Source organism: Cognatundibacterium griseum (genome assembly GCF_014284195.1).
GTDB lineage: Bacteria > Pseudomonadota > Gammaproteobacteria > Burkholderiales > Burkholderiaceae_D > Undibacterium > Undibacterium griseum.
The window spans coordinates 142,079-163,489 of sequence record NZ_JACOGC010000001.1; the positions used below are offsets into that span (position 1 = coordinate 142,079).

19 protein-coding genes are annotated in these 21,411 nt (G+C 59.3%); 12 read left to right on the forward strand and 7 right to left on the reverse strand.

Annotated features, from left to right (window positions below; all coding sequences use genetic code 11):
* Positions 1–23: 23 nt before the first annotated feature.
* Positions 24–1,100, reverse strand: a complete 1,077-nt coding sequence (locus H8K27_RS00590; RefSeq protein WP_186861305.1) for a polymer-forming cytoskeletal protein — start codon at positions 1,098–1,100, stop codon at positions 24–26.
* A gap of 43 nt (positions 1,101–1,143) precedes the next feature.
* The gene (locus tag H8K27_RS00595) at positions 1,144–1,392 is read right to left on the reverse strand and encodes a hypothetical protein (protein WP_186861306.1); all 249 of its coding nucleotides are present in this window, start codon (positions 1,390–1,392) and stop codon (positions 1,144–1,146) included.
* 84 nt (positions 1,393–1,476) lie between these two features.
* Here H8K27_RS00595 and H8K27_RS00600 point away from each other — a divergent pair, with 84 nt between their 5' ends.
* The 5 genes from H8K27_RS00600 to H8K27_RS00620 all read left to right on the forward strand — a co-directional run bounded on the left by H8K27_RS00600 (position 1,477) and on the right by H8K27_RS00620 (position 6,052).
* Positions 1,477–2,721: a cytochrome-c peroxidase gene (locus H8K27_RS00600; RefSeq protein ID WP_186861307.1), complete on the forward strand. Its 1,245-nt coding sequence runs from the start codon at positions 1,477–1,479 to the stop codon at positions 2,719–2,721.
* Positions 2,722–2,791: 70 nt separating this feature from the next.
* Positions 2,792–4,138 (forward strand): hypothetical protein, encoded by a 1,347-nt coding sequence (locus H8K27_RS00605; RefSeq protein WP_230418776.1) that lies wholly within the window; start codon positions 2,792–2,794, stop codon positions 4,136–4,138.
* Positions 4,139–4,147: 9 nt separating this feature from the next.
* The gene (locus H8K27_RS00610) at positions 4,148–4,684 is read left to right on the forward strand and encodes an FMN-binding protein (protein WP_186861308.1); all 537 of its coding nucleotides are present in this window, start codon (positions 4,148–4,150) and stop codon (positions 4,682–4,684) included.
* On the forward strand, positions 4,681–5,499 hold the full coding sequence (locus tag H8K27_RS00615) for an FAD:protein FMN transferase (RefSeq protein WP_230418779.1): 819 nt from the start codon (positions 4,681–4,683) through the stop codon (positions 5,497–5,499). The genes H8K27_RS00610 and H8K27_RS00615 overlap by 4 nt, the downstream gene beginning before the upstream one ends.
* 64 nt (positions 5,500–5,563) lie before the next feature.
* Entirely contained in the window at positions 5,564–6,052 is a 489-nt protein-coding gene (locus H8K27_RS00620; RefSeq protein ID WP_186861309.1) for a DUF4405 domain-containing protein, read from the forward strand.
* A gap of 42 nt (positions 6,053–6,094) precedes the next feature.
* Here H8K27_RS00620 and H8K27_RS00625 read toward each other — a convergent pair whose 3' ends face one another.
* A complete protein-coding gene (locus tag H8K27_RS00625) occupies positions 6,095–6,577 on the reverse strand; it encodes an SRPBCC family protein (RefSeq protein ID WP_186861310.1) in 483 nt (160 codons plus the stop codon).
* A gap of 118 nt (positions 6,578–6,695) precedes the next feature.
* On the opposite strand from H8K27_RS00625, the gene H8K27_RS00630 reads away from it, so the two are divergent.
* The 5 genes from H8K27_RS00630 to H8K27_RS00650 are packed head-to-tail and all read left to right on the forward strand — an operon-like array spanning position 6,696 to position 11,446.
* The gene (locus H8K27_RS00630) at positions 6,696–8,729 is read left to right on the forward strand and encodes a UvrD-helicase domain-containing protein (protein ID WP_186861311.1); all 2,034 of its coding nucleotides are present in this window, start codon (positions 6,696–6,698) and stop codon (positions 8,727–8,729) included.
* Between the two features lie 39 nt (positions 8,730–8,768).
* On the forward strand, positions 8,769–9,560 hold the full coding sequence (locus H8K27_RS00635) for a CPBP family glutamic-type intramembrane protease (protein ID WP_186861312.1): 792 nt from the start codon (positions 8,769–8,771) through the stop codon (positions 9,558–9,560).
* 42 nt (positions 9,561–9,602) lie between these two features.
* Complete coding sequence (locus H8K27_RS00640; RefSeq protein ID WP_186861313.1) at positions 9,603–10,562, forward strand: TraB/GumN family protein; 960 nt, start codon at positions 9,603–9,605, stop codon at positions 10,560–10,562.
* Between the two features lie 48 nt (positions 10,563–10,610).
* Positions 10,611–11,018 (forward strand): hypothetical protein, encoded by a 408-nt coding sequence (locus tag H8K27_RS00645; protein WP_186861314.1) that lies wholly within the window; start codon positions 10,611–10,613, stop codon positions 11,016–11,018.
* 53 nt (positions 11,019–11,071) lie between these two features.
* Positions 11,072–11,446, forward strand: a complete 375-nt coding sequence (locus H8K27_RS00650; RefSeq protein WP_186861315.1) for a nuclear transport factor 2 family protein — start codon at positions 11,072–11,074, stop codon at positions 11,444–11,446.
* 99 nt (positions 11,447–11,545) lie between these two features.
* Here H8K27_RS00650 and H8K27_RS00655 read toward each other — a convergent pair whose 3' ends face one another.
* A complete protein-coding gene (locus H8K27_RS00655; RefSeq protein WP_186861316.1) occupies positions 11,546–12,745 on the reverse strand; it encodes a head GIN domain-containing protein in 1,200 nt (399 codons plus the stop codon).
* A 271-nt stretch (positions 12,746–13,016) separates the two neighbouring features.
* On the opposite strand from H8K27_RS00655, the gene H8K27_RS00660 reads away from it, so the two are divergent.
* Positions 13,017–13,652 (forward strand): YcbK family protein, encoded by a 636-nt coding sequence (locus tag H8K27_RS00660; RefSeq protein WP_186861317.1) that lies wholly within the window; start codon positions 13,017–13,019, stop codon positions 13,650–13,652.
* Between the two features lie 93 nt (positions 13,653–13,745).
* Here the strand turns inward: H8K27_RS00660 and H8K27_RS00665 are convergent, their stop codons facing one another.
* Positions 13,746–16,526, reverse strand: coding sequence for a M16 family metallopeptidase (locus H8K27_RS00665; RefSeq protein ID WP_230418780.1), 2,781 nt, complete (start codon positions 16,524–16,526; stop codon positions 13,746–13,748).
* Positions 16,527–16,819: 293 nt separating this feature from the next.
* On the reverse strand, positions 16,820–17,647 hold the full coding sequence (locus H8K27_RS00670; RefSeq protein ID WP_186861318.1) for a D-hexose-6-phosphate mutarotase: 828 nt from the start codon (positions 17,645–17,647) through the stop codon (positions 16,820–16,822).
* 310 nt (positions 17,648–17,957) lie between these two features.
* Between H8K27_RS00670 and H8K27_RS00675 the strand changes: the two genes are divergently transcribed.
* Positions 17,958–19,517, forward strand: coding sequence for an amidase (locus tag H8K27_RS00675; RefSeq protein WP_186861319.1), 1,560 nt, complete (start codon positions 17,958–17,960; stop codon positions 19,515–19,517).
* A gap of 66 nt (positions 19,518–19,583) precedes the next feature.
* Here H8K27_RS00675 and H8K27_RS00680 read toward each other — a convergent pair whose 3' ends face one another.
* The gene (locus H8K27_RS00680; RefSeq protein WP_186861320.1) at positions 19,584–21,182 is read right to left on the reverse strand and encodes a GMC family oxidoreductase; all 1,599 of its coding nucleotides are present in this window, start codon (positions 21,180–21,182) and stop codon (positions 19,584–19,586) included.
* Positions 21,183–21,411: the final 229 nt, after the last annotated feature.

Consider the following 21,411-nt stretch of genomic DNA (forward strand, 5'->3'; position numbering starts at 1 on the left):
TTAATCGGAAAAACAGATTTCTGTTAATCCGCCAGCATTTCCCGTTTCACCCGGCGTGCCATTTCCCAGTCGAGTTCCTGATCGCGCTTTTTTTCCAGTGCGTCGATGTGGCGCAGTTTTTTGCCTTCGACAAATTCGCCCGATAAGATCAGACGCGGCTTGCTGTCGGCGGAAATCATGCCTTGCTTGGCCCAGACGGAGCGGGGCAGGTTGGAGCCGGCGAAAATGCCGTAGTCTTTGCCGCAGCTGATGCCTTTTTCGCCGATCACGGATTCACCGGCCTTGATGTATTTGGCGGCATACAGGGTGGCGCCGCTCGCGATCCAGCGACCAGCGTGAATTTCGCCAAACAGGCTGCTGATTTCCCCTTTGGCGCGGATGCTGCCCCAGGCGCTGATGTCGCCTTGGCTGCCGATGCTGCCGGCGGCGAGATTGCCCTGACAGACGATTTCTCCGGCAAACAGGCTGCCGCCGGTCACGATGTCGGTTTCGCTGAAAACTTCGCCCTGACAGTTGCAGTCACCGCTGACATAGACGCTGCTGGCTGCCAGATGACCGCCGACAAACTGCACTTCTGCCGCATCCAGATCATCGTCAAGCTGCAGGTTGCCCTGACAGTCGAGATCGGCGCAGGATAAATAGCCCAGCCCCTGAATATCGCCGGAGCCGCCGGGCAGTTCGCTCTGCGCATGGCGCGCCAGAATCGCCGGGTGCACCAGCAGATCGATGAAGTTGTCTTCCGTCTTCAGTTTGCGCTGATCGAGTTCCAGCACGCGCGCCATCCATTCGGCGCTGCAGCCGGTTTTGACCAGAAACTCGACGTCGATATTGCCACCCGCATCCAGCGTCTGGCCGATGTACAGCGATTGCACCTGGATATCGCCGGTGACGGTGAGTTTGCCGAGGCAAAACACTTCTTCGGCAATCAGGTCGCCGTCAATCAGCAGATCACCCCCGACGATCAGCTGGGTCGTGATGGTGACGTCACCCAGAATGTGCACATCGCCGGTGCTGGAAAACTGCTTGCGTTTGAGCGTTTTTGCCTGAACCGGCTCAGGAGCGGCAGGCAGGCTGGCGGGAGGGGCGGCGCGTCGGGTCATGGCAGGCTTTCATGAAAGAGGGGACGAGGGAATTTGCCCGCCATTATCCCAGACTCAGGGCGGAAATATGCGCCGATCGTGATTTTTCCGCGTTCATGGTGAACGGCTGCGCTGGCACAGGCGCCGCAGTCGGCGCTGCGCCCCACATGGCAGCTTGCAAGAATGCGAAATCAGGGGCCATCAAATTGACGCAGAACAACAGATTTTGCTTTTTTGGGCTGAAAAGCATCAGTCTCAGCAGAAATTTTGACGGAATTGGATTTTTATAACATATAATGACAATCATTCTCATTTGCTTTTATTGGTTTTAATCAGATTAACCCGGTTTCTGGCTGGTTACGGTTGATATCTTGCCTGCCATTTTTTCATGATGACTATGCGCTTTCCATTTCGTTTCACACATCAATCGCAGGCAACTGCCTCTTGCTCTTATCCCCGGCCAGCCGGGCTGGTATTGCAGATCGGCCTGGTTGCCGTGCTGGCAGCCTGTGGCGGCGGCAGCAGTGCCGGGCCAGCCGCGCAGCCAGCCGGGACAGGCATCAGCCCGGCTGCGCAAGTCGGTGAGAAAATTTTTAAGGATGTGAATCTGTCGGCGTCCGGCAAGATGTCGTGCGCAAGCTGCCACGATCCGGCAAATGCCCATGCGCAGAGCAATGATCTGAGCGTTCAGCTGGGTGGTCCGCAGCTGAATGTGCCGGGCTTTCGCGCGGTGCCGTCGTTGCGTTACCTGAATCTGACGCCTGCCTTTGGCTTTGACAGCGAAGGAAAAGCCAAAGGCGGCTTCACGCGGGATGGCCGCGCCGACACGCTGGCGGCCCAGGCTGCGACGCCGTTTCTGGCCGCGCATGAAATGGCAAACAAAGATGCGGCTGACGTCGTCAGTAAAGTACAGCAAGGTAGTTATGCCAATGAATTTAAAGCCGCTTTCGGCAGCACGATTTTCAGTAATACGGACAATGCGTTCGACCGCATTCTGTATGCCTTGCAGCAGTACCAGAAAGAAGATCCGGATTTTCATCCGTATGATTCCAAATACGACCGGTTTTTAGCGGGTCAGGCGGTTCTCAGCGACGCCGAATTGCGTGGTCTGGCCTTGTTCAATAATCCGGTCAAGGGCAATTGTGCGGCCTGCCACACCAGCAAGAAGGGTGCAGACGGTTCGGCACCGCTGTTCACCGATTTTTCTTATGACAATCTTGGTGTGCCGCGCAATGAGCGCATTCCGGCGACTGCCAATCCTGATTATTACGATCTGGGCTTATGCGGTCCTGACCGTACCGACCTCGCCAGCCGCACTGAACTGTGCGGCGCTTTCAAGGTGCCGACGCTGCGCAATGTGGCGACCCGCAAGGTATTTTTCCATAACGGGAAATTCAGCAATCTGCGCGATGTGGTGAATTTTTATGTCCGCCGCGATACCAATCCTGAAGAGTGGTTTCCGCAGATGGCAGACGGTACGGTCTGGAAATTCAATGATCTGCCGGCAGCCTACGTCGCCAACGTGAACACCAAGGAAGTGCCCTATAACCGCCAGCGCGGCATGGCACCGGCTTTAAGCCCGGGCGAGGTGGAGGATGTCTTGAAATTCCTCGGCACCCTGAATGACGGCTACCGGCCCTGAGCGGCTGCCTGACACTGACGCATACCTTTACACAACATTACACAACACCGAAAACCATTACCGAAAGCCCATGATGATGACCAAAAAATACCTTGCCCGCAGCCTTTGCGCTACCTTGATAAGCACCGCTTTCCTCGCGCCTGCACAGGCGGGAGAAGCCGAGTTGCTGCAAAAAATCGAAAAACTGGCAGCAGAGCTTGCCGCGATCAAGGCTGAACTGGCGGCTACCCGGCAAAAAACAGAAGTCGTTGAGAAAAAGCAGGAAGCGATCAGCACGGAAGTCGCCCGGGTAGCGGCGGCGCCGGCAACCCCTGCCGCCGCGCCGGTCACTGAAGCGCAACTGGACGCATTGCGCAAAACCATGCAGCAGACCGTCATCAGCAGCTATGGCGAGATTGGCTACAACCGTCCGCGCAATGCCGCCAGCCAGGCGCAGACCGATGTTGCCCGCGCCGTCATCGGCGTGACGCACCGCTTCAGCGAGAAAACCAAAATGGTTGCGGAATTTGAATGGGAACATGCGATTGCCTCCAAAGGCGACAATGGCGAAGCGGCGGTCGAGCAGCTGTATGTGGAGCATGAACTGAAGCCGGGCCTGCAGGCGAAAGCCGGTCTGTTCCTGATTCCTACCGGGCTCCTGAACACCAGCCATGAACCAACCTCTTACTACGGCGTGCAGCGTAATTTCGTCGAAACCGCGATTATCCCGACCACCTGGCGCGAAGCAGGTATCGGGCTGTCCGGCACGCATGAAAACGGCTTCAGCTGGGATGCCGGCCTGACCACCGGATTTGACCTGACCAAGTGGGATGCCACTTCCGGCGATGGCCGCTCCTCACCGCTGGGTGCGATTCATCAGGAAGGGCAGCTGGCAAAATCCAAAGACCTGAGTCTGCATGGCGCGATCAACTGGCGCGGCATTCCGGGCGTGCTGCTGGGCGGCTCGGCTTTCAGCGGCAAGGCAGGCCACGGCACCAGCGGTTTTGCCGCGAACGATGCACGGGTGACGCTGTGGGAAATGCATGGCCGCTATAACCCCGGCAAGCTCGACCTGACTGCATTGTATGCACGCGGCACCATCAGCAATACCGATGCCCTGAACCTGACATTCGTCGGTCAGCCGACACCGGTGCCGTCAACGTTTGCCGGCTGGTATCTGCAGGGTGCGTATCAGGCATGGAAAAATGAAGATTACAGCCTGACGCCATTCATCCGCTACGAGCAGTTCAACACCGCAAAATCTTATGCGCCGGTACCGCAGGGATTGGGTGTCGCTGCGGCAGAAGATGAAAAAGTCACGACGATCGGCGTCAGCTTCAAGGTCGGCGAAGGTGTGGTATTCAAAACCGACTATCAGAAATTCCGGCTCGACAGCAGCCGTGACCGCTACAATCTCGGCGTTGGCTACTCCTTTTAACATTCTTTGATGCATCCTCTGACTCCTATCACGCTGACGCTGCTGGCTGCTGCCAGCAGCAGCGCATTTGCGACCCAATATCTGACGGCAGAGCAGGCGCAGCAGACGATTTTTCCGGAAGCGAATCGCTTCAAGCCCTTGCCGCTGCAGCTCAGCACTGAGCAGATGAAGCAGGTGGAAACGCTGGCAGGCTTGCCTGCGCGCTCGGTCTCGTGGCGCGTCACCGCTGCCTATCAGGATGAAAAACTGCTGGGCTACGTGGTGCTGGATGAGGTGATTGGCAAGTTTGAACTGATTTCATATGCAGTCGGCCTGCTGCCGGATGCCAGTGTGCGGCAGATCGAAATTCTGGCGTATCGTGAAAGCCATGGATTTGAAATCCGCAACGCCAACTGGCGCCGCCAGTTCACCGGGAAAACCGCCGCACAGGGGATCGTGGTCGGCGAGGGAATTGCGAATATCAGCGGCGCTACCCTGTCCTGCACCCATGTGACTGACGGCGTGCGGCGGATTGCCGCCATTGCCCGGATTGCGCTGAAAAAATGATGCGCCGCGCCCAGCCCTGGTTGGGCACCCTGGTCGAAATCAGCCTGCCCGGCACCCTGCCGCAACCCAGTCTGCATGCGGGCTTTGAGGCAGCCTTTGAGGTCATGGCAGCGGTACACCATGCCATGAGTTTTCATGCGCCCGGCAGCGATATCAGCCGTTTCAACCGCGCGGCGACAGGCGCTGTGCTCCGGCTCAGTCCGCACACGGCGGCGGTATTGCGCGCCGCGCTGGAAATGCAGCAGGCCAGCGGCGGTATTTTTGATATCCGCCTTGCCAGCCGTCTGGCAGCCTGCGCCATGTTGCCCTCGCCGGAGGTGCCGCCGGTGTTTGAGCCGGGTCAGCAGGCCTACCGGTTTCTGGATGCGCTGTGCGTGGAAAAATTGCGCAACGACTGGCTGGATGTCGGCGGCATCGCCAAGGGTTATGCTGTCGATGCAGCGCTGGCTGTTTTGCAGCAGCAGGGCATTTCGGAGGCGGTGGTGAATGCCGGCGGGGATGTGCGCGTCATGGGGCAGCACCGGATTCAGTTGCGCGATCCGCAGCAGCCGTGGCAGGCAGCCGGAGACATCCTGGTATCGGATCAGGCGCTGGCGACTTCGGCCATGTATTTTTCACAGCAGACGGTGCAGGGGCAGGCTGGCAGCGCCTTATTTGACGGGCGTTCCGGCGTGTCGCTGTCGAGCCCGCACAGTTACAGCGTGCTGGCCGATACCTGCATGGTGGCCGATGCGCTGACTAAAATCCTGGCCGCCACCGGTGATGCCGCGCACTCCTGTCTCGCCCGGTTTCAGGCAAAGGCGCTGATCCTGTAAACGGGCTGTGACCGGATGACCAGAGTACGGTCTGTTTTTAAAATTTTTTACCTAGCTATCCGCCATGCGTACCCATAAACACAGTCTGCATCATCCATCCCTGCCTGCCGCTGCCAGGCCGCATTTCCGGCTGGAGCGCTGGCACCGCCGGGGCCTGTATCTGCTGTTTGCCATGCTGTTTGCCAGCGGTATCAGCTGGCTGGTGGCGCATTACTGGCTGCGGGTGCCGGGAGAATTCGGAGAAAGCATCCACCCGCTGGAACACTGGTCCATGCAATGGCATGGCGCGCTGGTGGTGCCGGTCAGCTTCCTGACCGGCAGCATGCTGTTCCAGCATATGCGGCGCGCGCACCGCGCCGCATGCAACCGCGGCAGCGGCTGGAGTATGCTGCTGCTGCTGTTCTGGCTGGCGCTGACGGGTTACGGTCTGTACTATCTGGCGAGTGAAAGCTGGCGGCCTTACTGGTCGTCAGCGCACTGGCTGGTGGGCTGCGCTTTGCCGCTGCTGCTGGTATGGCATATCTGGCTGGGACGCCGGAAAACGGCGCACTGATCGGCGCACTCGGGCGCTGACGCCAGCGCCCCGTGCGGCGTTTTAGCTGGGCAGGGCGTCGAGCCGGCCAGTTTCTGCCAGCTCGCGGATGACCCGGATGGTGTCGATATCCGCTTCCTCATAAGCCGATTTGCGGTAATCGTTATACATTTCATTGACTTCGTCTTCCGCTTCGCTGGCGCCGTCTTCGTACACAAAGCGCACGAACAGGCAGTCTGGCTGCGGTTCCTCGATACGCATGCGCAGCGAAGACTGCGGAATATCGCCCTGTGCCGCAACGTCATAATGCACATGCTCCAGATGCACAAAGCTCACCGTATCGGTGACGCGCAGTTCGCCGTAGCGCAGCGTGCGCTGCATGCTGGCTTCGGTGCGGCCGGTAATCAGCGCCTCATCCAGATACGGGATAAACAGCTTGGGTGATTCCGCCCGCAGCACCAGGCCGCGCCACAGCTGCTCGCGGGTGATGGTGTCGGACAAGGGGTCGAGAATATCGTTGATTTCAACGAGATGTTCAAATTTCATGGCAGTGCCTCAGTAAGATATTTGCCTAGTTTACTCCCGTTGTCGCGGCGCCGGTGAAAACGGCGCTGACCCGGCGACCGGATACAATAGGGGTTGCCCAGCCTTTTTGTCAGCTTCTATGTCCCACGGTCTGAATACCCCGCAACGCAACGCAGTCAACTATATGGACGGCCCCTGTCTGGTGCTGGCCGGGGCCGGTTCGGGCAAAACCCGCGTGATTACCCAGAAAATCGTGAATCTGATCGAAATTCACGGCTACGACCCGAAGCATATTGCCGCACTGACGTTTACCAACAAGGCCGCACATGAAATGCAGGAGCGTATCGGTAAACTGCTGGCCGAGCCGCGCCAGGCCAAGCAGCTGACGGTCTCAACCTTTCACTCGTTGGGCGTGAAAATTTTGCGTCAGGAAGCGCAGGCGCTGGGCTTGAAAGACCGCTTTTCGATCATGGACAGCGACGACTGTTTTTCGCTGGTGCAGGATCTGGCGATCACCACCGACAAGCAGCTGATACGCCGCATCCAGACCGCAATGTCGTTGTGGAAGAATGCGCTGGTCGATCCTGAGCTGGCACTGAAGCAGGCGCGCGATGACGACGAAGCGACGGCGGCGCGCATTTACCGCAGTTATGTCGCCACGCTGTCGGCGTATCAGGCGGTGGATTTCGATGATCTGATCCGGCTGCCGGTCGAGCTGTTCCGCAATAACGAACAGGTGCGCGACAAATGGCAGCGCCGTCTGCGCTATCTGCTGGTGGACGAATATCAGGACACCAATACCTGCCAGTATGAACTGGTGAAATTGCTGGTGACCGGCATCGGTAAAAAACCGATGTTTACCGCCGTGGGCGACGATGATCAGGCGATTTACGCGTGGCGCGGCGCGACCATCGAAAATCTGAAAACGCTGCAGGTCGATTTTCCGGATCTGGAAATCATCAAGCTCGAACAAAATTACCGTTCCAGCACGCGCATTCTGCAGGCGGCCAATGCCGTGATCGGCAATAACCCCAAACTGTTTGAAAAATCGCTGTGGTCCGAGCACGGCCTCGGTGATCCGGTCAAGGTGCTCGGCATGCAGGACGATGAGCAGGAAGCCGAGCAGGTGGCGATCATGTTGTCGGCACACCGTTTTGAGCGGCGCGCCAAGTTTTCCGATTATGCGATCCTGTACCGCGGCAATCACCAGTCACGTGTGATCGAGCAGGCGCTGCGGCGCGAACGGATTCCGTACACCATTTCCGGCGGCCAGAGTTTTTTCGACCGCGCTGAAATCAAAGACATCATCGCTTACCTGCGCCTGATTGCCAATGAAGACGATGATCCGGCGTTCATCCGCGCGATCACCACGCCGAAACGCGGGGTCGGGCAGGCGACGCTGGAAGTGCTGGGCGCATTCGCCGGGCAGTGGCAATGTTCGTTGTTCGCGGCGGTGTTCAAAGGCGGCATCGAAGCCAAGCTGACCGATCGCCAGCTGAGGCCGCTGCGCGAATTCTGCAGCTTCATCAATCAGGTCGAGGCGCATGCGCACCGCGAAGGACATGCCGAGCAATTGCTGGACGACCTGATGAAAGAGATCAATTACGAAGGCTATCTGTACGACAGCTTTGACGACCGCGCGGCGCAAAACAAATGGCAAAACGTGCTCGATTTCACGCAATGGTTAAAGACCAAGGGCAGCGGCGGCAAAGACGGCACCGACGATCACCGCAGCCTGCTTGATCTGACCCAGATGGTCGCGCTGATGAGCATGATGGAAGGCAAGGATGAAGAGCCCGATGCCGTGCGCATGTCGACGCTGCACGCATCGAAAGGGCTGGAATATCCGCATGTATTTCTGGTCGGCGTGGAAGAAGGCATCCTGCCGCACAAGGGCGACCCCGATACGCCGATAGAAGTTCTGGCGGCGCGTATCGAAGAAGAGCGGCGGCTGATGTATGTCGGCATCACGCGCGCGCAGCGCAGCCTGCATATCACCTGGTGCAAGAAGCGCAAGCGGGCAGGCGTTGCCGTGCATTGCGATCCGTCGCGCTTCATCAAGGAAATGAAACTGGATGAAGGCGATGCCGTGCCGAGCGAAGCTGAAGTGCTGACGCCCAAAGAGCGGCTGGCGAATCTGAAAGCCTTGTTATCGACGCCGAAAGCAGAATGATTTATAATGAATTTATTGCATTATTGATAAATTTAAAAAATGAACCTGCCAACACAACTGGTTTCCGAGGCGCATCCTGATCGGCCGCGGACAAGCGGTGCGGAGCCAGCGCCAGTCTCCTGGCACTGGCGGCATGAGCTGCAACAATTTGTCCGCTTTGTGCGCCATCCGTGGCGCGGGCGGCCGGAGGCAGCCCAACCGGCGACGGTGCATGCCCGGCGTTTGTTGCTGATGCTGGCCTTGTGTTATGGATTTATCCTGTGCATCGCCCTGCCGTTCAATGCAGGGTTGAGCTGGCTGGGGCTGGACAGCGATGAGGAGCCATTGTCATTTTTATTTTTTGTTGTGGCAGTAGGAGTGGCCCCGGTCATAGAAGAACTCATTTTCCGCGCCGGTCTGCGTCAGGCAGCGTACACGCTGTTCATCGGCCCGTCGCTGATCGCCAGCATTTTCGGCAGCTGGCCTCTGATGCTGGTGCTGGGCGGCTTCGGCACATGTTGCGCCATCATCGACCGGCTCTGGCAAAACCGTCTGTCTGCCGGCGAACTCCGCTTGCTGAAGCTGCGTCGTGCGCGCCGCTTTCTGCGCCGCTATCCGCTGATATTCTGGATATACTCGATCGGATTTGGTCTGGCGCATATCCATCACTTTTTTGGCGATGGCTGGCTGGTGCTGGCGTTGCCGCTGGCAGTCGGCGCCCAGACATTTGCCGGTGTTGCGCTCGGTTATCTGCGTCTGCGTTACGGGCTGGCGCAGTCGATGCTGCTGCATGCCCTGTACAATCTGACAGCCTGTGTGCTGGCGCTGATGGTGGCCAGAATCTGGGCGTGATTGATGCTGGCATCCGGCAGGATTTCTGTGTGCGGTGGTAAGATGCCTGCCTTGATTCCTGCTCTTGTTCCGGCGCCTATGCACCTGTCTGACTCCGTTGTCCGTTCTGTTTTCCGGCACTTTTTTTGCTGGCTGCTGATCTCGTTTGCCGGTCTGTCCGGGATGCTGCCTGCGGCCGCACAATCGCCCTCCGCACCGGCTCACGGTGTGCTGTGGGAAATCCGTTCTGCTACCAATACGGCATATTTATTCGGCTCGGTTCATCTTGCCAGGGCGGACTTTTATCCTCTGCCGGAATCTGTGCAGCAGGCTTACCGGCAGGCAGACACGCTGGCCGTGGAACTCGACAGTGACGACGCGCAGGCGGTGGCAAAAGCGATGCCTTTATTGACTTACGCCGCACCTGACCGGCTGCAGAATCATTTGCAGAAAGCAACGTGGGCGCAATTGCAGCGTTTTACGGGGGATGCAACGACCGGTCTGCAGCGGTTGAAACCGGCTGTTGTCGCCACCGGCCTGATGATGCAGGTCTTTGCCAGTCAGGGTTACGACCCGCAGCAAGGTGTGGATCTGCACTTTATCCGCCGTGCCAGGGCAGACCGCAAACCGGTCATTGAACTCGAAAGCATGGAGTTCCAGTCGCGGATTCTGGGCGGCCTGTCGGATGCCGACGGAGATGCATTGCTGGCGCAAACGCTCGACAGCCTGAGCAGTGGCGATGCGGTGCAGGAGACCGCCGAGATGGTCGAAGCGTGGAAGCGCGGCGACAATGAAAAGCTGGTGCAAATTCTGCAGCAGACGGCAGCCAAGGATGCCGGTTCGCAAAAAATGATGAAACTGTTGCTGGATGACCGTAATCCGGCGCTGGCGGCGCAGATCAGCACCCTGATGCAGGCAGGAAAAAAACTGCTGATCGTGGTGGGGGCGGGTCATATTGCCGGTCAGCACAGCATCACTGAATTACTGCAACAGCAGGGCATGCAGGTTCGCCAGATACGGTAAGCCGCGCATCATTGCCCTTAATCCGGGTTAACCAATTTTGAATCCGATATGACAGCAGACAATATCAGCGGGTCTTTACTGAAAGAGCATCACTGGGTAGCGCTGGAAAGCAGCAACGACGCGGAAGCCTGGCTCGACCTGCATGACCGTGAATTGCAACAATTGCTGGGACAGCAAAAAAGCCATGCGTTGCAGGGACAGGGCGTCTGTTTTACCCTGGTCCACGGCGGGGAAATTTATCTGCACACCAATAGCGATGGCGATATTTTGCTGGACGTGACGCCGGAAGCGGAATGGGCGCAGCCGGTACTGAGCGCTGTGACCGGCACAGCGCCGCCGCGCGGGCAGATCTGGCTGCTGCAGGGGCATTTGCTGGTTCAGCTGCTGATTGGCTTGAACAGCCTGATTGCTTCCAGCCGGCTGGTGTTGCAGCACGCCTACCGCATGCGCGGCTGACAGCGCCACTCTGCAGATCATCCGTGTCGCGCGAGGATAACAAAGGATAAGGTATGGAATCTCTGATGCGCTCACCCGGCGAGACAGTGGCATGTCAGCTGGATGCTTATAACGCGAAACAGCTGGAGCGTTTCATTTCGTGCTGGGCCGAGGATGCCGAGTATTACGCGCATCCCGCTACCTTGCTGGCGAAGGGCAGGGCAGCGATCCGCGAGCGTCACCGGCAACGTTTTCTGGAGCCGGATTTACACGGACAACTCATCAGCCGGGTGGTGCTGGGGCAGCAGGTGATTGACCATGAAATCGTGATCCGGAATTTTCCGGAAGGAAAAGGCCATGTTGAAGTCGTCTGCATTTACCAGGTCGAGGACGGGCTGATTGCCAGGGCCTGGTTCCTGATGGATGCGCCGGTTCTGGCGTCGCCGTAGCCGCTTGCTGAATTTGTGCTGCGTTCGGGTTGCGTCTGCCGGCAGCAAGCGTCTATGCCTGCCGCCGCGATGCTCACCGTGACCGGCGTGATCGCTGTTTTACTGCACCACGCCATTGCGGTTGATCAGCACAATGCGCGAGCCACCGGCTTTTTTCACATTCACCTCCGCTTCGCTGGAACCGTTGACCTTGATGCTGGCGGTGTCGAGCAACAGTTCTTTGGCGCGCAGGTCGCCGGAGCCATCCACCGTGGCGCTGAGATTTTTTGCATTGCCGCGCAGATGACAGTTGCCCGAGCCGTGCATCTGCAGTGCGATCACGGCCGCATTGTCGAGTGCGACCGAGACGTCGCCGGAGCCGGATAACTCGGCCTTCAGACTTTGCCGGACCGATTCAAAATTCAGATCGGCCGGGCCGTGGTTGGTCAGCACCACCTGATCGGCAAACAGTCTTTTTGCATCCACATCCCCGGAGCCAAACACCTGCAGTTCCAGCAAGGCGACGTCGCCTTCAAGACTGGCATCGCCGGAGCCATGCAGCTGAATCATTGCCTGCTCCATTTTCCCGCCCTGCACCTGAATGTCGCCGGAACCGTTGGCATCGATTTGCAATTGCCGGATCTGGCCTTGCAACTGAATTCCGCCGGAGCCGTTCTGACTGACTTTGACGCTGGTATTGCGCAGGTCTTCGGCGCGCAGATCGCCGCTGCCGTGCAGCTCGATCTGCAGCGCTTCGCTGACCGTCATCATGCTGATATCGCCGGAGCCGCTGATACGGATATCGGCGCGGCCCGTTTGCAGGCGGTGCAGGTCAATGTCGCCGCTGCCAGAGGCTTTGACGGTCAGGGTATCGCTTTTGCCATCGAGCCGCACATCGCCTGAGCTGTTTTGCTGGAGTGTGAACTGAGTGGCCTGCAGGTCATTGACCTCGATATCGCCGCTGCCGTTTTGCTGCAGACTCTGCAGGGCCGGCATGGTGACGTGGACAGTGCCGGGATGGCTGTTCCAGGTGATGTGGTAAGAGCGGCGTTTGCTGCGGATCAGCAGGCGGTGATTTTCCACCACGGTTTCGACTTCCGGCACCAGATTATCGTCACCGCTGACTTCCACCGCCAGCTTGTTGCCGCGATCGATACGGACGTCGAAAAAAGTCTGATTTTCAACACTGTCGAAGTCGGTGACCGGTCTGTTTTCTGTCACGATATGACCGCTGCCGCGGATTTCGTCGCCGTTGATCTGGGCATCGCATCCGGCAAGCAGGAAGGGCAGCAGGCTGACCCAGGCGAATGATCTGAACATAATGGAAGTCGCGTTAAGAAAGGATTGATTAATGAATAATAAACAAAACCGAAGTGTAGTCGGAAATCTGTCCGGTTGCGCAATGCTTTGCGACAGAATGCAAAATCGCTGCCATCAGCGGTAATTCGGCGGTAATTTGGCGCCAATTCGGCAGGAATTTCTGCTGGCAGGCTTCACATCTGCGGCTGGCGCTACTACACTGCCGGATAACGTGTCTGAGCCGACCGGCACCAGACGATGAGAACAGGAATCCAGGGAATCGTTCCGCTTTATGAATACACGCCGCCAACTTCTGAAAAGCAGCCTGATCCTGACGGCTGCTGGTCTGTTCCGCCAGAATGTGTTTGCCGCTGGCACCGACAGCAGTAAATCCGCCCAGCTGGAGCCGCCGCCAGACCTGTTCGATTCGCAGGCGCTGGATATCGATTTCTGGGTCAAGCCGCGCACCCTCGATCTGGTGCGGCCGCAATCGGGAGAGCGCAGCAAATTACTGTACTGGAAAGACGGCGACCTGATCGACAGTGCTTATCAGGAGTTATGCCATCTGCTGCGCGATGTGAACGGCAAGAAAACCATGGCGATGGACCCGAAATTACTCGAAACCCTGTGGGCGACCCAGGCCTATGTCGCCCGTTTCGGCATGAACCGGCCGCTGGAAATTTTGTCCGGCTACCGCACGCCGGAATCAAACCGCCGCCTGATCGAGCAGGGTGTTCCTGCTGCCAGAAAATCCTTGCACATGGATGGCCGGGCGGCAGATATCCGCATCGCGCAACTGCATGAAGAAGTGCTGGGCGGTCTGATCAGCAGTTTCCGTCAGGGCGGCGTCGGATTTTATTACCGCGCCACGGCCAATGGCGGCTGGATTCATACTGATACCGGCTTGCAGCGCAGCTGGAAGGGTTAATGCCAGCGCCGCCGGAGAAAGCTGCAAAACGACTGAAAAAATTGGCTAAAAAAATCCCGGCACTGACCGGGATTTTTTTATGACCAGCAAACATTATTTGGCATGGCTGCCTGCATCGGAGCTGGCAGCCGCACCGGCTTTGGCCTTGGCTTCGTCAAGCGCGATATACACGCTCATCCTGGCAGGATCGATGTAGCGGCGGAATGCCGAATTGACCTGTTCCAGCGTCAGTGCGCGCAGTTTGTCATCCATCGCCTGTGACCATGCCCACTGGCGCTGCAGGTACAGATTGCCGTTCCAGCCGCCAGCCAGCGCGGCATCGCTGGTGCGTCCCTGCACCCGTTGCTGCAGCATGCCGGATTTTGCTTTCGCCAGTTCTTCTGCGGTGAAACCGTCTTTCAGGGCTTTGCTCAGCTCTTCCCGGATCGCCTGTTCCAGTTTGTCCATATTTTGTGGGGCTGCGCTGGCATTGATGCTGAAACTGCCGACCGGGTCGATTTCACCTGCGCTGAGACTGGAGCCGCCGCCGTAAGACAGGCCGTCTTTCTGGCGGATGCGTTCCATCAGGCGCGAATTCATGCCGGCGCCGCCGAAGAGGTAATTGGCCATGCGCAGTGCCGGATAATCGTCATCGTCTTCCCGCAGCGCCAGGGTCAGGGCGCTGGCATAGACCGCATTTTCCTTGTCCGGCGTGTTGAACACGCGGCGTTCGGCAGGCGGGTCGGCGCGCCGGTTCACCATGCGGGCGTAAGGGGCCGGGCTGTTCCAGCCGGCGAAGGCGGTCGCAATCGCGGTGTTGACGGCTTCGGTATCCATGTCACCCACAATCGACAGCTCACCCCTGGATGCACCGTAAAATTCGCGGTGGTAAGCCCGGATATCGTCCAGCGTCACGGCGCGCAGATCGGCAATCGCTTCATCCAGTGTTTTCGGAGCGCGAAAATCGCCTTTCGGATAAACGTTGAAATGCTGCGCCATCTCGCGGCTGATGATGGCGCCAGGTTCCTTGCGGGATGCTTCGAGTCCGGTCAGGCTGCGCTCGCGCAATTGCCGGAATTCGTTTTCCGGGAAGCTGGCTTCCCGCAGCACATGCGCGACCAGAGCCAGCGCTGCCGGCAAATGCTGCCTGGTGGTCTGGAAGGAAAACAGGCCGCCGCTCATTTTCAGTTTCGACATTTCATCGGCCAGCTGGGCGCGGTCGTACTTGCTGGTGCCGGTCGCGAGCAAGGCGCTGGTCAGGCTGGCGACGGTGCTTTTGTTGCGCAGGCTTTGTTCATCGCCCCAGTGCAGACTCAGCGAGACATTCACGGTTTCACCGCGGTTTTTCTTGGGCAGCAGGGCGACCTGCAGATGACCGATGGTGCTGAGCCGGGTGCGGCGGTCGATGTTGGCCGGCGCCGGGTCAAACGCTTCGCCGCTCAGGGTGCCGGCTTTGGGCTGAAAGTCTTTCATGACTTCTGCCATGGCGGGGGCGGCCGGAATGTCTGCCCGCTGCGGTTTGTCTTCGGGAATGAACATGCCGACCGTGCGGTTGTCGCGCACCAGATAGCGTCTGGCCGCCGCGCTGACCTGTTCGGCGGTGATCCGGTCGGTGTCGTCGCGGTCTTTGAACAGATAGCGCCAGTCGCCCATGGCGATGTATTCCGACAGGCTGATGCCGAGGGATTCGTGGTTGTTCAGCATTTTTTCGTAGGAATTGGCAGTATCGCGTTTGATGCGCGCCATTTCCTCTGCGGTCGGCGGATTGTTTTTGAAATCTTCAATGCCGGCCAGCAGCGCATCTCTGGCGGCTTCCGGCGATTCACCTTTTTTCACGATCGCGCCGATGATTGCCAGACCCGGTTCAACATAACCCATGCTGCTGGAAAACACCTGGACCAGCTTGCCGGTTTCGACCAGCTGCTTGTGCAGGCGGCCGTAGGGGGCGGTGGTCAGGATGTTGCGGGCAAAGCCGATGCCGTCGCGGTCGGCATGCAGTCCGGCGGGCACTTTATAGCCGATCATGACGATCTGGATATCGCCGCTGCGGCGTACTGTAAAGCTGCGTTCGCCGTCCTGGGTCGGCTCGGTGGTCCAGAACTGCGGCAGGCTGCGCCTGGGTTTGGGTATCGCGCCGAAGGCATGGTGTATCCATTGCAGCGCCTTGCCGGTATCGAATTGTCCGGCCACCAGCAGTACGGCATTGTCCGGCTGGTAATAGGTGCGGTAAAACGCCTGCAGGTTGCCGATTTTGACGTGTTCGATGTCGCTACGGTTGCCGATCGTGGCTTTGCCGTAGTTATGCCAGTCGTAGGCGACGCTCTGCATGCGTTTCATGAGCACGCTGCCGGGCGAGTTTTCGCCGCGTTCATATTCGTTGCGCACCACGGTCATTTCGGTGTCGAGGTCTTTTTGCGCGATGTATGAATGCACCATGCGGTCGGCTTCCATGTCCAGCGCCCATTTCAGGTTGTCGTCGTCGGCCTGGAACAGTTCGTAGTAATTGGTGCGGTCGGCGGTGGTGGTGCCATTCATGCGCATGCCGCGCTGGTTGAATTCTTCGTCGATTTTCGGATGGGCCGGTGTGCCTTTGAACATCAGATGTTCCAGCAGATGCGCCATGCCGGTTTCGCCGTAGTTTTCCTGCCGCGACCCGACCAGATAGGTCATGTTGACCGTCACGGTCGGTTTGGTATTGTCCGGCATCAGCAGCACCCGCAGGCCGTTCGGCAGGCGGTATTCGGTGATGCCTTCCACGCTGGTGATCTGCTGCACGCCTTGCGGCAGGTTTTCCGCCAGCAGCGCCGGTGTGGTGAACAGCAAAGCCCCGCCCAGCACCAGGGCGCGCAGGACAGGTTTCATGGATAAACGGGTAACAGCAAATGGTTGGGGCATAACGTTTCCGGTGGAAAAGCGTGACAGGTAAAAATATACTGGGGGGAGTATCTGGAAAACCCCTTTATTCATGAAGGCATCAGGTCGGTTTCGCCATAAATGAAGGGGAGTATCCGGATATTCTGGTCAATTTTCCAGCAAATAGTTCAGTAAACAGTTCAGTAAATAGTTCAGCAAGTCTTTCAACATGCCGCAGTTCCGCCTGAGTTCAGCGCGCTAGGCATGGAGCAATCAGGCAGCAGCGATCACAAGGATCTGCATGCCGGGCGGGAGCAGGCAGGCTGGCGCGGAAGTCAGTCCTGCGGCGGTAAGCGCATCAGGCGCTGGCTGCCGTTCCATTGCTGGCCGGGCAGCAGTTGCACCGGATGCAGTACCGCCGCCGCTTCCACGCACAGCATGCGCTGCTCGCCGCCGGGTTCCAGATCAGAAATTTTGACAGCGCCAGTGGCTCCCGGGTTCCATACCACCGCGTCAGGAAAGCCAATGCTCGTGATTTGCAGGCGCTGCTGCGGCTGTGCGAGGGTCAGCGTGGCAGGCACATTGGCGTAGATGCGGTCGGTTTCACCGTTGATTTCCAGCGCGGGCGAAGTTTCAGGGCAATGCTCCTGCCCGCTGACGGTATCGCGGTATTCGGTGCCTTGCAGACCGTGCAGCCGCGCCTGCCGGATGTCGTCGAGCGCCAGATAGGTGTGCAGCGCGCTGGTGAAACTGAACGCGGTATCGCCGGTGTTGCGGACTGAAAACGTCACTTCCAGCGCCTGGCCCAGCACCCGCACGGTCAGCTCGGCTTCAAACACATGCGGCCAGAGCGTCAGGCTGGCAATATTTTCCTTCAGAGAAAAAACCGCCAGCGCTGCGCCGTCGCTGTCCACCCGCTGCTGCCGCAACTGCCAGTCGGCGGTGCGCGCAAAACCGTGTTTCGGCAGCGAGCCGAGACCGGAAAACTGCGGAAAAATCAGCGGAATGCCGCCGCGGATGGCGACACCCTGGCGGAATGCCGACGCCTTACTCATGAACAATTGTTCGGTGCCGCCTGCCGGTATCCAGGAACACACGTGGGCGCCCTGATGGCAGATGGTCGTCGTGGCGCCGTCGGCTGCCGTCAGTTGCAGAAACTCCATGAAATGCAAATCCTCTCGGGTGGCTGAAAAAGGGGGAGCAGCTATTTTATGCCATGCCCAGCCAAGCCGGCGGGAATCCTGCTGCCCGTTTCACTGCGGCAGACCGTTCGCACTGCAGACGGCTGATGGGGTTTCGCCGGCACCGGGGCGAATGCGCAACACCGGACACGGTTGCTGCAAAAATAGCTGGCCGGCACCGGCAGTTTGCTGCGGCTTTTCGGCTAACATGCGGTGACGTATGCGCTGGCAGCGATTGCCGAAGTCTGCCGCGCTGTTTTTTTCCTATCTCCATGTTAGTAAAGGAAGACCGATGACATTGCGCCGACTGACCGTCTATTCCACCCTCAGCCTGGGATGTGCTTTGCTGCCCGCCGCCGCCAGCGCCGCCGATAAAATGGCGCTGGAGCCGGACCACAGCGATGAACTCGCGCTGCAGGCGCAGGCCATCCGCCGCGGGCAGCTCACCGCCACGGCGCTGCTTGAGCGCTACCAGTCCAGAATCGCGGCGCACAACCCTGCGCTGCAGGCCGTCATCGTGACCGACCCGCAGGCCAAAGAAGCCGCCGCCCGTTTCGATGCGCTCAAAAAGCGGCGTGGCGCGCTGGCTGGCCTGCCACTACTGCTGAAAGACAATATCGATGCCCAGGGCATGGTGACCACGGCCGGTTCGCTGGCGCTGGCGGATAATCTGCGGCAAAAAGATGCGCCGCTGGTGACCCGCCTGCGCGATGCCGGCGCCATCATCGTTGGAAAAACCAATCTGTCGGAATGGGCCAATCTACGTTCTTCCAAATCGACCAGCGGCTGGAGCAGCGCCGGCGGGCAGGTGCGCAACCCGTATGCGCCTGAGCGCAGCGCCTGCGGCTCCAGCTCCGGTTCCGGCGCCGCCGTGGCAGCGCGCATGATCCCGGCTGCCATCGGCACCGAGACTGACGGCTCCATCGTCTGTCCGGCAGCGGTGAACGGGCTGGTCGGCCTGAAACCGACCATCGGCCTGGTCAGCCGTACCGGTATCGTGCCGATCAGCCATTCTCAGGATACGGCTGGTCCGATGACGCTGACCGTCCGGGACGCTGCCATGGTGCTCAATGCGCTGGCTGGCAGTGATCCGCAGGACCCGGCAACCGCGCAGGCTGATCGCCGCCGCGCCCGCGACTACAGCGCCGGACTCAGCAGAAATGCCCTGCGCGGCAAGCGCCTCGGGGTGGTCGGCAAGCTCAGCGACGGTTACGATGCCGAAATCAGCGCCTTGTATCAGCACAGCCTGGAATTGTTGCGGGCACAGGGTGCGGTGCTGGTGCCGGTGGAGTTGCCGCATCTCGATGACATCGAAAAAGATGAAATGAAGGTGCTGTTGTATGAATTCAAAAACGATCTGAATGCCTATCTGGCCGGTACGCCGGACAGCGTTAAAACCCGTAACATGGCCGACGTGATTGCGTTTAACCAGCAGCATGCCGGTCAGGTCATGCCGCATTTTGGCCAGGACCTGATGGAGCAGGCACAGGCGACCGCCGGACTGCAGGACCCCGTCTATCAGCAGGCAGCCGCCCGTGCCCGGCAGCAGGCAGGCAAGGACGGTATCGACGCTGTGATGAAAAAATACCGGCTCAACGCATTGGTGGCACCGACGACCGGCGTTGCCTGGCCGATTGATTATCCGGCCGGGGATGCAGTGGCAGGCAGTGCCAGCACACCGGCGGCTGTTGCCGGTTACCCGCATCTGACCGTGCCCATGGGGCTGGTGCGCGGCCTGCCGGCAGGCATTTCCTTTTTTGCCGGTGCCTGGCAGGAAGCGGCGCTGCTGAAGATCGGCTATGCGTTTGAACAGGCCAGACCCGCCTTGCCTGCACCGGTGCTGAACCCCTGAGCCGCAGCATCCGGTGCGAATGCTGTGACGGCAGAGTTACCGTCACAGACAGCTAAACTGCAAAACTCAGCGGTGCCCTGCCAGAATGAGGTCTGCTGCTTTTTCGCCGATCATCATGGTCGGAGCATTGGTATTGCCGCCGATCAGCGTCGGCATGATGGAGGCATCGACCACCCGCAGCCCGTCGATGCCATGCACCTGCAATGCCGGATTCACGACTGCCATCGGGTCGCTGCCCATCTTGCAGGTGCCGACCGGGTGATACACCGTATCGCTGGTGGCGCGGATCACGGCGCGGATTTCGTCATCGGTTGTTACCCCTGCGGTCTGGAAATCGCTGCTGCGCGCATTGCTGAGTGCCGGTGTATCCATTAGCCGGCGCGTCAGTTTAAAAGCCCTGACCATATTCTCGATGTCATCGGGATGCTCCAGAAAGCGCGGATTAATCAGCGGCGCGGCCAGCGGGTCGGGGCTGGCCAGCGTGACTTCGCCCACGCTTTTCGGACGCAGCAGGCAGACGTGGCAGGAATAGCCGTGCCCCAGATGCAGCTTGCGCGCATGGTCGTCCAGCATCGCGGTGACGAAATGCAGCTGGATGTCGGGCGCCGCCAGCGCCGGGTTGGTTTTCAGAAAACCGCCGGCTTCGGCACCGTTGGACGTCAGCATGCCGCGCCGCTCGTTCTGGTAACGGCGGTATTCGCGCCACAGCCGCACGCCGCCGGCAGCGGAGACGCCGAGCAGGTCGAGGCTCTTAGCGCGGTATTTGAAAACGAAATCCGGATGATCCTGCAGATTCTGGCCGACGCCGGGCAGATCATGCACCACGCCGATGCCCATTGCCTGCATCTGGCTGGCATTGCCCACGCCGGACAGCATCAGCAATTGCGGAGTCTGGAATGCGCCGGCGGCCAGCAGCACCTCGCGCCCGGCACGCAGGGTTTTCTGCTGGCCGTTCTGGATCATCTGCACGCCGACTGCGCGTTTGCCTTCAAACAGGATACGGGTGACCTGGCAGCCGGTTTCCACCCGCAGATTCGGACGTTTTCCCATGTGTGGCCGTAGGTAGCCGCGCGCCGCCGTCCAGCGTTCACCCTCATGCTGGGTGACCTGGTAAATGCCGATGCCTTCCTGGTCGGCGCCATTGAAATCCGGATTGATGCGGAATCCCGCCTGTCGGCCCGCTTCCAGAAAAATCTGCTGATAAGGATTATCGGTGCGCAATTCGCTGACCCGCAGCGGGCCGTTCTGGCCGTGCAGCGCATCGTGGTGGGTGGCGTTGTGTTCAGAGCGGATGAAATACGGCAGCACTTCCTGATACGACCAGCCGGGATTGCCGAGCGCCGCCCAGTGATCGTAATCGGACTGGTGGCCGCGGATGTACACCATCGCATTGATGCCGGATGAGCCGCCCAGCATCTTGCCGCGCGGCTGATAACCGCGCCGCCCGTTCAGGCCGGGTTGCGGCACCGTTTCAAAGGCCCAGTTATTGAGCCGGGTCGGCAGCATCGCCACCACCCCGGCAGGCGTGTTGACCACCCAGCTGTCACCGCCGCCGCCTGCTTCCAGCACCGTCACGCTGATCTGCGGATGTTCGCTGAGCCGGCCTGCCACAGCGCAGCCGCCGGCTCCGCCACCAACTACAATGTAATCGCTGATTTGTTCCATCTTGTCTCCTGTCTGGTCCATTGCGGACTGGCCTCGCCGTGCCATTGTTTTCGTTATCGTCATGGTCGTACCGGGGATGGCGCACGCGGCGCGCGCATCCTGTATTCTGATGCTAGCCCCGGCGGCGGCAGAAAGTAAGGACATTTGCTGCCACGTTGCCGCTAAATCACAGTCGCTTGCTGAAAATCGCGGCTGACGGCATGATGCCTGACAGCCGCCCGTCTAGCGG

Coding starts and splice junctions, on each gene's coding strand:
- H8K27_RS00635 (WP_186861312.1), top strand. CDS start 8,769: ATGAACCTGCCAACACAACTGGTTTCCGAGGCGCATCCTGATCGGCCG.
- H8K27_RS00630 (WP_186861311.1), top strand. CDS start 6,696: ATGTCCCACGGTCTGAATACCCCGCAACGCAACGCAGTCAACTATATG.
- H8K27_RS00645 (WP_186861314.1), top strand. CDS start 10,611: ATGACAGCAGACAATATCAGCGGGTCTTTACTGAAAGAGCATCACTGG.
- H8K27_RS00655 (WP_186861316.1), bottom strand. CDS start 12,745: ATGTTCAGATCATTCGCCTGGGTCAGCCTGCTGCCCTTCCTGCTTGCC.
- H8K27_RS00610 (WP_186861308.1), top strand. CDS start 4,148: ATGCATCCTCTGACTCCTATCACGCTGACGCTGCTGGCTGCTGCCAGC.
- H8K27_RS00625 (WP_186861310.1), bottom strand. CDS start 6,577: ATGAAATTTGAACATCTCGTTGAAATCAACGATATTCTCGACCCCTTG.
- H8K27_RS00665 (WP_230418780.1), bottom strand. CDS start 16,526: ATGCCCCAACCATTTGCTGTTACCCGTTTATCCATGAAACCTGTCCTG.
- H8K27_RS00595 (WP_186861306.1), bottom strand. CDS start 1,392: ATGAGAATGATTGTCATTATATGTTATAAAAATCCAATTCCGTCAAAA.
- H8K27_RS00675 (WP_186861319.1), top strand. CDS start 17,958: ATGACATTGCGCCGACTGACCGTCTATTCCACCCTCAGCCTGGGATGT.
- H8K27_RS00660 (WP_186861317.1), top strand. CDS start 13,017: ATGAATACACGCCGCCAACTTCTGAAAAGCAGCCTGATCCTGACGGCT.
- H8K27_RS00640 (WP_186861313.1), top strand. CDS start 9,603: ATGCCTGCCTTGATTCCTGCTCTTGTTCCGGCGCCTATGCACCTGTCT.
- H8K27_RS00600 (WP_186861307.1), top strand. CDS start 1,477: ATGCGCTTTCCATTTCGTTTCACACATCAATCGCAGGCAACTGCCTCT.
- H8K27_RS00605 (WP_230418776.1), top strand. CDS start 2,792: ATGATGATGACCAAAAAATACCTTGCCCGCAGCCTTTGCGCTACCTTG.
- H8K27_RS00615 (WP_230418779.1), top strand. CDS start 4,681: ATGATGCGCCGCGCCCAGCCCTGGTTGGGCACCCTGGTCGAAATCAGC.
- H8K27_RS00680 (WP_186861320.1), bottom strand. CDS start 21,182: ATGGAACAAATCAGCGATTACATTGTAGTTGGTGGCGGAGCCGGCGGC.
- H8K27_RS00650 (WP_186861315.1), top strand. CDS start 11,072: ATGGAATCTCTGATGCGCTCACCCGGCGAGACAGTGGCATGTCAGCTG.
- H8K27_RS00670 (WP_186861318.1), bottom strand. CDS start 17,647: ATGGAGTTTCTGCAACTGACGGCAGCCGACGGCGCCACGACGACCATC.
- H8K27_RS00620 (WP_186861309.1), top strand. CDS start 5,564: ATGCGTACCCATAAACACAGTCTGCATCATCCATCCCTGCCTGCCGCT.
- H8K27_RS00590 (WP_186861305.1), bottom strand. CDS start 1,100: ATGACCCGACGCGCCGCCCCTCCCGCCAGCCTGCCTGCCGCTCCTGAG.